Below are 11,862 nucleotides of genomic sequence, written 5' to 3' on the forward strand. Positions count from 1 at the left end.
CTTGGGAGGAGACCCCTGCCATCCGGAGGCTCGGGCGTGGGCTGGGGATGGAAGGGGTGCGGCTTCCAGTGGCCAGGGAGGATGCCGGGGGGGCACTCGACGGCCCCGGCCTGTGGCTCGGCGGGCCGGCCGTGCAGGAGGCTTCGGGCGTGGGGGGCGCGGGCGAGGTGGCGGGCTGGCAGCCCGTCGTGCCCCCAGGATGCTTCGGGCGCGGGGGCGCGGTTGGGGACCGAGCCAGGGCGTCCGGGCCCTTGCAGCGGTGGCTGCCGTCAGGGCAGGGCGTCCGGGGCCCCGGATGGCGGGGGAGTCCAGTGGCCAGGGCGGATGTCGGGAGGGGGTGCGCGGCGGCCCTGGCCGGTGGCCGCGGCGGGCGGGAAAAACGAGGGTGGCGAGCAGGCGGGGCGGCGGCGCCGACCGCGGCCGGGCCCGCCGTGGACGGCGGGGCTCCTGGGCCGGGGGGCAGCTCCAAACGTGTTCCCCATGTTCCCGGACAGCAGTGCTGCCCATGTTTCCGGTTGCGCAGCGCCAGACCCTGGCGGCGGCCCCGGCCCGGGCGTGCGGTGCATAAGAAAAAGCCCCCGGCCGGGGCCGGGGGCTTGTCTGCGTTCTGGCGTCGGAGGCTAGAAGCCGAAGCTGTCGCCGCCGGAGTCGTCGGTGCCGAAGCCGAAGTCCGAGGAGACGGAGCCGGGGCTGTCCACGGCGGCGGCAGCGGCCGGGGCGGCGGCATCACCGGCCGCGGCGGCGCCACCGGCGGCGCTGGTGACCACACCGTGCTTGATGACTTCCTCGATCTTGGCCAGCAGGGTGTCGACCTTGCCGATGTAGCCGTCGACCTTGCCCTCGGAGACCTGGAACTTCTTCTCGCCTTCGCCGAGCTGGGCCTCGTAGGTGGTGACCTTGGCCTTGGCGGTCTTCAGTTCGGCCTGGGTGTCGGCCAGCTTCTTCTCCAGCTCGGAGATCTTGGTGGCCTGGGCCTTGTTCTTGGCCTGGGTGTCCTTGAGCTGGCTCACGATGGCGGCCACCTGGGAGGTCAGCTCGGCGGGCAGCACCGGCACGGAGACGTGCTGGCCGAACTGGTCGGCCTTGCCGGCGATGTGGATCAGCTCGGGGTTCTGCTCGTAGATCCAGGCCTTGGCCACGGCCTCGGCGAACGGCAGGGAGGTGCCGTCGATCTCGAGCTGGGTCATGTAGGCGAGCATCTCCTTGATGCCGGCCATGTTGGCGTCCTTGTCCTCGCCGGTCAGATACGCGGCGAAGGTACCCATGGGGAACACTTTGCGGTCAACGCTCTCAGCCATTGTCATTTCCTCCAGTGGTAAGGAAAGTTGGTTCCTTCGGTTGCCTTGGCCCTAGCTCAGCGGCACGCGGCCGATGTAGCGGGCGTAGATCAGCGCCACGGTCCTGTACACCAGGTGCCCGAGCTTGGACCAGGGCAGGTAGGCGAACAGCATCCAGACCGCCACGAGGTGGACGTAGTAGGTCACATAGGCCAGGGTGGCCACGCCCGCCAGGCGGAACAGCAGGGCGCCTGCGCCGGTGGCGAACACGGCCCAGACCACGCCCAGCAGGTACCAGTCGTAGTAGCTGGACTTGGTCTTGGACTGGTCCAGGTTCATGCGGCGGCTGGTCAGCTTGACCAGGCCGTAGATGCCCAGGCACATGCCCACCAGGGCCGCGAACTTGTGCGGCGCGTAGAGCGGCAGCGGGGTGTGGCCCATGGGCTCCAGGAAGTGGATGACCTTGCCGCCCCAGTGGCCGAAGGCGATCAGGCCCGTGACCACCGCGAGGATGACGAAGGAGTAGAACAGGGCGAGGTGGCCCTTGAAGCGCTCCTCATCCTCGGGTTTCTGGACCTCGCCGCCGCACTCCTTGAAGTTGGCGTGCTGGCCGACCTCGTTGAACAGCACGTCCTTGATGCAGTTCAGCACGGAGGGCTTCTTGTGCTCGCCCACATAGTAGGTGCCGCCCGCGGCCCCGAAGGACTTGATCAGCCGGCTGACGCCCAGCACGAACGAGGCGACCATGAAGAAGAAGGTCAGGCTCATGATGGGGTCGATGGTGTAGTCGCCGGGGAAGATCTTGCCGAAGACGATGTCGCCCTCGGGGATGGTCAGCCCCGTGGTCAGGTACCACACGAACAGCCACAGGGCCGCCGGGATGGCCACCAGGATCGGCAGGTACTTGGAGGAGCTCATCCAGGTGCCGAGGATGGTGGGGGAGACCAGGCTGCGGTAGGCCATGTTGCGCAGGGCCGCCAGCAGGTCGCCGGGCTTGGCGCCGCGCGGGCACAGGTCCGAGCAGGTGCCGCAGTTGTGGCACAGCCAGATGTCGATATCGTTGACCAGCTTGTCCTTCAGGCCCCACTGCGCCCAGACCATCTCCTTGCGGGGATAGGGCGCGTCGGCCGGAGACAGCGGGCAGGCGACGCTGCAGGTGGCGCACTGGTAGCACTTCTTGAGCGAGTCGCCACCCACGGCCTGCAGGTCTTTGATGAACTGGAGATCGGGTTCGATCCTTACTGCCTTGGACATGGTATCTCCTCCTAGTAGCCCTTGAACGGGTTGGGACCCTTCTCAAGGATCATCGCCATGAATTCCTCGATCATCCCGGGCACCTTGTCGTACTCGTCGATGGCGACCTGGTACTGCTCGACGCGGTCGGGTTCCACGCCCAGGCGGTTCAGGGTCTCGGCGATGTTCTCCTTGCGGCGGTTACAGATCTCGGAGCCCTTGACGAAGTGACACTGGTAGTCGTCACCGTACTTGCATCCGAGCATCATCACGCCGTCCACGCCCTTGGACATGGCGTCGGCCACCCAGATGGCGTTGACCGAACCCAGGCAGCGGACCGGGAGGATGCGCGCGTACGGGCTCCAGCTCTTGCCGCGCATGGCGGCCATGTCCAGGGCCGGGTAGGCGTCGTTCTCGCACGCCAGGATGAGGATGCGCGGGCCGTCGGTCTCCATGTTGTCGGGCACCTTGATGGCCTTGATGGCCGAGCCGATCTGGTCCACGCTGTAGTTGTCGAAGGAGATGACGCGCTCGGGGCAGGCGCCCATGCAGGTGCCGCAGCGGCGGCAGCGCGTGGGGTTCGGCTTGGGCGTGCCCTTCTCGTCGTCGTCCAGCGCGCCGAAGGGGCATTCCTCGGTGCAGCGCTTGCACTGGGTGCAGCGCACGAAGTTGAACTTCGGGTAGGTCAGGTCGCCCGAGCGCGGGTGCACCGCCACGCCCCGGTTGGCCGACTCGATGCACTGGATGGCCTTGAGGGCCGCGCCCGCCGCGTCTTCCTCGGCGTTGTCCATGAGCATGGGCTGGCGCACGGCGCCCGCCGCATACACGCCGGTGCGGCGCGTCTCGTAGGGGAAGCAGATGTAGTTGGAGTCGCAGAACCCGTCGAAGAGGTCCAGGTCCGGGAAGGCCGGGCCCTGGCGGTAGACGAAGTTCATGACCGGGTCCTTGGCCGTGGTGGGCACCATGCCCGTGGGCAGGACGACCAGGTCGGCGGCCAGCTCGAAGTCCTGGCCGAGCAGGGTGTTCTTCACCGTCAGCAGCACGCTGCCGCCCTCGCCCGGCTCCACGCGGGCCACATAGCCCTTGGTGAGCATGACGCCCGGGTCGTCCTGGGCGGCCTTGTAGAAGCGCTCGTGGATGCCCTGGACCATCATGTCTTCATAGATGATGTAGGCCTGGGCGTTGGCGTCCAGCTCGCGGACGTAGCCGGCCTGCTTCAGGGCGACCACGGAGTTCACGGCGCTGGCGTAAGGCAGGTGCCGCGCGCTCTCCATGTCCTTGAACGCGGGCTCCTCGGCCTCTTCGCCAGCGGGCTCCCCTTCGGCGGGCTCGGGGGCGCAGGCGGGCTGGTAGAGGTCGCGGGGCAGGGCCTTGGCGGTGTTGAGCACGAAGGCCACACGCTTGGCCTTGAGCTGGCCGTCCTTCATCATGGCTTCGAACTCGGCGGTGGTGACCACTCCGGGAACGCTGCCGTAGCCCAGGGGCGCCAGGGCCTTGCCGTCCTGGGGCACCCAGCCGGTGGCCAGGATCACCGCGCCCACGGCCTTTTCCGTGCCGTTGGTGAACTTGGCGGTGTAGGCGCCGGGCGCGCCTTCCAGGGCCTGCATCTCGGCGCCGGTGACAACCTCGATGCGCGGCTCGGCCTGGACGCGGGCGATGAGGTCCTCGATGCCGGTGGGGTGGGCCTGGGTGTAGGGCGGGGCCAGGGGCACGGTCTTGTACATGGTCCGGGCCTTGCCGCCCAGCTGGTCCGACTTTTCGAGCAGGACCACGTCGGCCCCGCCTCCGGCGGCGTGCAGCGCCGCGTGCAGGCCGGTCCAGCCGCCGCCGACCACGAGCACCGTGCGCACGGTCTCGATCTGCTCGGGCTCGGGCACCAGGGTCTTCTGGAGCTTGATCATGCCCATGTTGATGTAGTCGATGGCCATGAGGGTCTTGAGTTCCTCGTCCTCGCCCTCGGGGAAGCACATGCCGCACTGCTCGCGCAGGTTCACGCGCTCCACGGGGATGGCCGGGCCGAAGTCGAAGAACTGCCAGTCCACGCGCGGCGAAGAGCCGCAGACGAGCACGCCGTCGATGGTTCCGGCCTCGATGGCCGACTCGATCATGGCGCGGCCTTCCTCGCCGGCGAGGATGGGGCTCGTCTCGATGACGGGACAGTTCCCGCCCCAGCGGTTCCTGACGTTCTCGGCCAGATCCTCGACGTTCAGGTACGGGCCGATAGCGGATTCGTCGAAATAGACACCAATTTTCTCGGCCATCGTTTCTACCTCCTCACCGTTTCGATCGCCTTCATCGCGGCGCCGGTGCCAGACTGGGCGGATTTCATCACGTCCAGGGGCTTCTTCGCGCACCCGGCGGCAAAGATGCCCTTGTCCTCGCCGCCGACGATGAAGCCGTCCTCGTCGACGGGCACGTCGATGGGCAGGCGCTCGCCAGACAGGGTGGGCTGCATGCCCGTGGCGAGGACGACGAGATCAAAGGTTTCGTGGGACTTGGTCCCGGCGACGGCATCCTCGACGGTGAGCACTACCTGCCCACCCTCGCCCTGGGCGGCGGCGGCCACCTTGCCCTTGACGGTGCGGATGTTCTCGTCGGCCAGGACACGGGCGCGGAACTTCTGGTAGCGGTCCGGGGTGCGCAGGTCGATGTAGAATATGGTCACCTGGGCGTCGGGATACTGCTCGCGCACATAGGTGGCCTGCTTGAGGGAGGCCATGCAGCAGATGTACGAGCAGAAGTTCAGGTGGTTTTCGTCGCGCGATCCGGCGCACTGCACGAAGGCCACGCGCTTGGGCGCGGCGCCGTCGGAGGGGCGCAGGATCTGGCCCCCGGTGGGGCCGCAGGGCGAGGCCAGGCGCTCAAGCTGCATGTTGGTGATGCAGTTGTCGAGGGCGCCGGCGCCGAGGTTGGTCAGCCTGGTCACGTCATAGGGCTTCCAGCCCGTGGCCACGACAATGGAACCCACGCAGACCTCGATCTCCTTCTCGGTCTCTTCGAGATCGATGAATTCGTTGTCTTCCAGGGTTTCCAGGTCGGCGGCGCGCAGTTCGTCCTTTTCCAGGACGTAGCGCGCGGGGAAGGCGAAGGGCATGTCCAGGTGCAGCGGGCCGCGCTTGGCCAGGCCCAGCTCGAAAGCGTTGTCGGCGCGGGCCGGGAGCTCGCCAGCCAGCTCGGAGAGGTCGGCGCTGCCCGGGGCCGTGTGGCGCGGGCGGATGCGGATCTTGGCCGTGTAGTCGCCCTTTTGGCCGGAAACCGAGACCAGCTCGGCCAGGGTGAAGACCTTCACGTTCTTGTTCTTCTTGATGCGCTGGAACTGGATCTCCAGGCCGCAGGACGGGGGGCACAGCTTGGGGAAATATTTGTTGAGCTGCGCGACCCGGCCGCCCAGGAAAGGCGTTTTTTCTACGAGATAGACCTCGTGTCCGAGTTCCGCGGCTTCGAGTGCGGCCGTGATGCCGCTGAAACCGCCACCGACAACGAGCACGCTGGTGTTTGGCATGTGTTCCTCCCTAAAATCAGGTTCCGGCCAGGCTGTTAAAAATGGCCTAAGCCTGAACAATATCGCATTGTACGGCTCAGGCTTAGACCATTTTCTGCCTCGTGTGCGCAAAGGGAAGGTGGCCGCGGACCGCGGGGTCCGCGGCCACCTTGTTCTTGCCTTAGGCCACTAGGCGGGGATGATCTGGTAGTAGGGCTTCTTGAAGATCGCAGTCTCACCCTTGGCGGGATCGTACTTGGAGTTCACGAAGCACTTCCACTTGCTGTCGTCCAGGCCCAGGAAGTCGCCGCGGTAGTAGAAGCCGGGGTAGCGGGACTCCTCGCGGAACCGGATGTGCTGCATGTGCAGGCGCACGGTCCACAGGCGGTGGTAGTTCTCCCAGCAGCGCAGCAGCTCGTGCAGGTCACGGGCGGCCAGCTTCTTGGAGTCCTCCTCCAGCATGTCGAGGAGCCAGAAGCCCATGTCGAGCAGCGCGGCGGAGGTGGTGTAGTAGGTGCCCACGCCACCGCCGTACTCGTCGGTGCACTTCATGAGGCGCATCATGAAGTTCTTGGGCGTGATGTACTCGGGGTTGACAACCGGGTCGGTGGAAGCGCCCTTGCCGGCCTGGAAGTTGTAGTACGGACGGTAGATCTCCTTGGCGAGATCGGCGGCGCTTTCCTTGATGGTGGGCTTGTAGTCCTTGTGGTCGAGGTACCAGCGCACCATCTGCTTGCCGACGATACGACCCTCGGCGTGCGAGCCGGAGGAGAACTTGTGGCCGGAGGCGCCCACGCCGTCAGCGCAGGTGAACAGGCCGTTGACGGTGGTCATGCGGTTGTAGACCTTGCCGTTGTCCGCGCGGACCTTGTAGTCCTCGGGGACCCAAGCCTCGTCGGGACCGGACACCCAGATGCCGCAGCAGCCGGAGTGCGAGCCGAGCAGGTAAGGCTCGGTGGGCATGATCTCGGAGCCGCGAACCTCGGGGGCGCAGTTGGTGGCCGCCCACAGGTTGGCCTGGCCGACGCACATGTCGAGGAAGTCTTCCCAGGCCTCGGCCTCGAGGTGCTTCTGCTGGGCGGGGGTCATGGTGGCGAAGGAGGTCTGCAGGGCGGTCTTGGTGTCCATGAAGATGGGACCGCGGCCTTCGCGCATCTCGCGCAGCATCATGTGGTTGCGCAGGCAGGTGGGGATGACGTGACCCTTGGCGTAGCCGCGCTCCTCGTAGGGCTTGAGCATGGCACGGTTGGTCTCGCAGTAGTCCTCACCCTTGTAGTTGGTCGCCTTGGCCTTGAAGAGCAGGAACCAGGCGCCCACCGGGCCGTAACCGTCCTTGAAGCGGGCGGGCACGAAACGGTTTTCCATCATGGTCATCTCGGCGCCGACCTGGGCACACATGGTGTAGGTCGAACCGGCGTTCCACACGGGGTACCAGGCGCGGCCCAGACCCTCGCCGGTGGAGCGGGGGCGGTACACGTTCACGGCGCCGCCGCAGGCAACCACGGCGCAGTTGCAGCGGAAGATGTGGACCTTGTTCTCGCGGGCGTTCATGGCCACGGCGCCAGCGATGCGGTTGGGCTGGTTGGCGTCGAGCAGCAGCTTGACCACGAAGATGCGCTCCATGTAGCGCTCTTCGCCCAGGGCGTTCTTGGCGGCCTCGGCCACGATGCACTTGTAGGACTCACCGTTGATCATGATCTGCCAACGGCCGGAGCGCACGGGCTTGGCACCCTTGCGGATGGCCTTGCCGGCGGCCTTGGCGGCGGCGCCGTCCAGGTTGTGGTCGTTCTCGTCCTTGCACCAGACGGGCAGGCCCCACTCCTCGAAGTGGTGGACGGAGTCGTCGACGTGGCGGCCCAGGTCGAAGATCAGGTCTTCGCGGACCAGGCCCATCAGGTCGGTGCGGACCATGCGGACGTAGTCGTCGGCATCGTTGTCGCCAAGGTAGGTGTTGATGGCCGACAGGCCCTGGGCGACGGCGCCGCCGCGCTCGAGGGCGGCCTTGTCGACGAGCAGGATCTTGGCCTCGGGGGCGTACTTGTTGGCCCAGGCGACGGCTTCCCAGGCGGCGCCGCAGTTGCCCATGCCGCCGCCGATCATCAGAATGTCGACGTCGTGCTCGACGATGGTCGGCTCGGCCAGGGCCAGGCCCTTGGTGGATTCTTTAACAGGAATCTTAGGCATTTGAGTGCTCCTTTATGATTCGCTTGTTGCTGTCTTGTTCACCCAAACCGGCACACGGCGGGGCCTACTCGCAGGGGATGTCCTGCCAGCACTGGCTCTTGTCGCCGTCGGTCACGTCGAACTTCTGGCAGAGGGCTTCCTTGGGAGCCTTGAGGGCGGTCTCGGTGAAGAGCAGCTCGCTCTCGATGTCGCCGGGCTCGGGCTTGCCGTCGAAGGGCTTGATGGAGCCTTCCGGGGTGGTGCGGATGGGGAACTTGAAGCGCTTCACGGAGCCGTCACGGAACTTGATGGTCCACATGATGTCTTCGGAGGAGCGCATCGGGATCGAGGTGCCGCCCATGGGCGCGAAGTCGGCGTAGGGGCGCGCGGTGATGGCGCCCTGGGGGCAGATCTTCACGCAGGAGTAGCACTCCCAACAGGCGTCCGGCTCCTGGTTGTACGCCTTCATTTCCTCAGGATCCAGGATCATGAGGTCGTTGGGGCAGATGTACATGCAAGCGGTTTTCTCGCCACCCTTGCATCCATCGCACTTCGAGGGATCAACAAAAGTCGGCATACTAGTCCTCCAACAATATTAGGGTTGATACAAACAACCAACTCCGAATATCCCGCATCACGATTGATGGGGACATGAAAAGCAGGGAAGGCATTCCCCGCCTTCGAGCCGTGCGTGTGGCGCGGCGTTCCGGGCGACCGGCCGCGAGGCGGCGTCGGGGTCGGGTCGGAACGGTCAATGATCCTGCGCCTTGCGCCTGCATGCCGGAGTTGCCCGTGGGCCGGAGCCGATCCGGCCGCCTCGGCGCCGCCCCTGTCGGGGCCCGGCCTGTTTCCGGCTCCCCCCAGCTCCCGGCGGGAGTTTGTGAGGGATGGAACAAGCGCCTTTTGTCTAGCAAGCGGGGTTTGCCTTGTCAAGGTGAAAGTGAATTTTATCCCAAGCTGGTGATGCCTGTGATTAACACCTTGATCTCGTTGGCCTTTGGGGCGTTCCGCGCGCCAATTGTGAAAATATGGTCCGGCAGCAGGCGTGTGTATACCTGCAATGGCTATTCTGCGCAAGGGCTGAGAAGGAAAATCAGTGCGTCTTTGCGCATACGCCTCTGGTATCATTGATTTCTTTTCCGATGCTCTCCGCAGCCGGCCCGCGTGCGCCCCGGCCTTGTCCCCGCGGGGCCAGGGTGGGGAGCAGCGGGGCGCGGATGGGGGGCGGCTGCCTCCCGGAGCCCGGCCGCGGGGGGGCGGCGCCTGGGTTGCTCTGGTGTCCAATTATGTAATCGGCTGGTATTTAACTTAAAAATACGGCACTTGACATTTGCGCATTTTTTTCACAAACACCAGCGAACGGCTGATTGAGATGATAGAGGACGAATCGGGCACCCTGAATTTCTGGACGGCACGTCCAAACCTGAATGGGAAAATTCGGATGCCTCCCCAAAGGCTGTGGATCAACTTCCTGTTTCACACTCATTGCTGAAAGGAGACCACAAATGTCCAAACTGGTTCCCCCTCATGGTGGCAAGGGCCTGGTCGAGTGCCTGCTCAAGGGCGACGCCCTCAAGGCCGAGCTGAAGAAGGCCGAGGGCCTGAAGGCCCTGGAGATTTCCAACCGCGTCAAGGGCGACCTGATCATGCTCGGCATCGGCGGCTTCTCTCCGCTGTCCGGTTTCATGACCAAGGCCGACTGGAAGAGCGTTTGCGAGAACTTCACCCTGGCCGACGGCACCTTCTGGCCCGTGCCCGTGTGCCTGGACACCAACGACGAGTCCGTGAAGGTCGGTGACGAGATCGCCCTGAAGAACGGCGGCGAAATCTTCGCGACCATGCAGGTCACCGAGAAGTACGAGCTGACCGACGCCGACAAGAAGTGGGAGTGCGAGAAGGTCTACCGCGGCAGCGGCGAAGAGTCCCAGGGCGAGAAGTTCTGGGAGATCGCTCCCAAGGATCACCCCGGCGTGCAGATGGTCCTGGCCCAGGGCAAGTTCAACCTGGCCGGCCCGGTGAAGGTCCTCTCCGAGGGCGACTACGCCGACCGTTACCCCGGCGTCTACAAGACCCCGGCCCAGATCCGCGCCGAGATGGAAGCCAAGGGCTGGGCCAACGTCGCCGCCCTGCAGCTGCGCAACCCCATGCACCGCTCCCACGAGTTCCTGGCCAAGATCGCCTGTGAAGTCTGCGACGGCGTGGTCATCCACTCGCTCATCGGCAACCTCAAGCCCGGCGACATCCCGGGCCAGGTCCGCATCAAGTGCATCCAGACCCTGATCGACAAGTACTTCGTGAAGGAGCACGTCATCAACGCGGGCTATCCTCTGGACATGCGCTACGCCGGTCCCCGCGAGGCCCTGCTGCACGCCACCTTCCGCCAGAACTACGGCATCAACAACATGCTCATCGGCCGCGACCACGCGGGCGTGGGTGACTTCTACGGCCTGTTCGAGGCCCAGGAAATCTTCGATCGCATCCCCTACCCGGCCGAGCCCGGCAAGGCGCTGATCACCAAGCCCATGAAGATCGACTGGACCTTCTACTGCTACAAGTGCGACGGCATGGCCTCCCTGCGCACCTGCCCGCACGGCAAGGAAGACCGCGTCATCCTGTCCGGCACCAAGCTGCGCAAGGCCCTGTCCGAGGGCGCCGAGGTTCCGGATCACTTCGGCCGCGACGAGGTCCTGGAAATCCTGCGTGCGTACTACGAGGGTCTGACCGAGAAGGTCGAGATCAAGATGCAGGGTGCCGCCTCCGGCGCCGTGATGAAGTAGCCTCCGGGCTTCACGCCGCGTCAGCGATCCACGGGAGGCATCCTCGGATGCCTCCCGTTTTTTTCATGAATCGGTGCCTGCGCGCGGCGGCGCGCCGCCGGGGGGCAATTCCGCGCTTGCCGGGGATGCATCAAATGGTATAGGAACGTCTCCCCGATCCCCTTTTTTCTCCGAGAATCCCATGACCGAACAGCACAAAGACGGCAAGGCGCCCAAGTCGGGGCGTCCGCGCAAGCCCGCCCAGGGGTCCCGCGAATTTTCCGGCAAATCCGGGAACGGCCAGGACCGTGGGCGCAAGCCCGGCGGCAGGCCCGACGACAAATCCGGCAGGCCCGAAGGCGGGTACGGCGGCAAGTACGCCGACAAGCCCGGCGGCAAGTACCATTCCGGCAAGCCCGGGGGCAAGTATTCCGGCAAGCCTGGAGACAAGTACGCCGGCAAGCCCGGCGGCAAGTATGCCGACAAGCCCGGCAGGCCCGACAGGCCCGGGGACAAATACGCCGACAAGCCCGGCGGCAAGTACTATTCCGACAAGCCTGGCGACAAGCCCGGCGGCAAGTACCATTCCGACAAGCCTGGCGACAGGCCCGGCGGCAAGTACTATTCCGACAAGCCTGGCGGCAAGCCCGGCGGCAGGAACTATTTCGACAAGCCCGGCAAGCCCGGGGGCAAGTACTCCGGCAAGCCGGGCGGCAAGTATGCCGACAAGCCCGGCAGGCCCGGGGAGGGCGCGCCCCGCGAGGGGGCCGGTGCCCCGCGTGGCGACGAGCGCAAGCCCTACCGCAAGCCCGGCGCTCCGGACCAGCCCTACCGCAAGCCCGGGGGGGGCCCGAAGTTTTCCCGCCCCGAGGGCCGCGACTTCCGCCCCGAGCGCCGTGCCCCGCGCCCCGGCGAGGAGGACGCCGCGCGTCGTCCGTTCGCCCCGGCCGCC

7 protein-coding genes and 1 pseudogene are annotated in these 11,862 nt (G+C 65.9%); 2 read left to right on the forward strand and 6 right to left on the reverse strand.

All coding sequences use genetic code 11. From position 1 onward, the window contains the following. Positions 1–620 precede the first annotated feature (620 nt). The 6 genes from M0P34_RS08535 to aprB all read right to left on the reverse strand — a co-directional run bounded on the left by M0P34_RS08535 (position 621) and on the right by aprB (position 8,731). A complete protein-coding gene (locus tag M0P34_RS08535; protein ID WP_291498437.1) occupies positions 621–1,298 on the reverse strand; it encodes a hypothetical protein in 678 nt (225 codons plus the stop codon). Between the two features lie 51 nt (positions 1,299–1,349). Continuing rightward, positions 1,350–2,531: a quinone-interacting membrane-bound oxidoreductase complex subunit QmoC gene (gene qmoC, locus M0P34_RS08540; protein WP_291498440.1), complete on the reverse strand. Its 1,182-nt coding sequence runs from the start codon at positions 2,529–2,531 to the stop codon at positions 1,350–1,352. A gap of 11 nt (positions 2,532–2,542) precedes the next feature. Then, complete coding sequence (locus M0P34_RS08545; RefSeq protein ID WP_291498442.1) at positions 2,543–4,771, reverse strand: hydrogenase iron-sulfur subunit; 2,229 nt, start codon at positions 4,769–4,771, stop codon at positions 2,543–2,545. Between the two features lie 5 nt (positions 4,772–4,776). After that, complete coding sequence (locus tag M0P34_RS08550) at positions 4,777–6,012, reverse strand: FAD-dependent oxidoreductase (protein ID WP_291498444.1); 1,236 nt, start codon at positions 6,010–6,012, stop codon at positions 4,777–4,779. 168 nt (positions 6,013–6,180) lie between these two features. Further along, positions 6,181–8,175: an adenylyl-sulfate reductase subunit alpha gene (gene aprA / locus M0P34_RS08555; RefSeq protein WP_291498446.1), complete on the reverse strand. Its 1,995-nt coding sequence runs from the start codon at positions 8,173–8,175 to the stop codon at positions 6,181–6,183. Positions 8,176–8,239: 64 nt separating this feature from the next. Next, positions 8,240–8,731, reverse strand: coding sequence for an adenylyl-sulfate reductase subunit beta (gene aprB, locus M0P34_RS08560; RefSeq protein WP_291498452.1), 492 nt, complete (start codon positions 8,729–8,731; stop codon positions 8,240–8,242). A gap of 928 nt (positions 8,732–9,659) precedes the next feature. On the opposite strand from aprB, the gene sat reads away from it, so the two are divergent. Next, the gene (gene sat / locus M0P34_RS08565; RefSeq protein ID WP_291498454.1) at positions 9,660–10,931 is read left to right on the forward strand and encodes a sulfate adenylyltransferase; all 1,272 of its coding nucleotides are present in this window, start codon (positions 9,660–9,662) and stop codon (positions 10,929–10,931) included. Between the two features lie 181 nt (positions 10,932–11,112). Next, positions 11,113–11,862, forward strand: a pseudogene (locus M0P34_RS08570) (hypothetical protein); the annotation flags it as partial.

The sequence above is a fragment of the Desulfocurvus sp. genome (assembly GCF_023230885.1).
In the GTDB taxonomy this organism is placed as follows: Bacteria; Desulfobacterota; Desulfovibrionia; order Desulfovibrionales; family Desulfovibrionaceae; genus Desulfocurvus.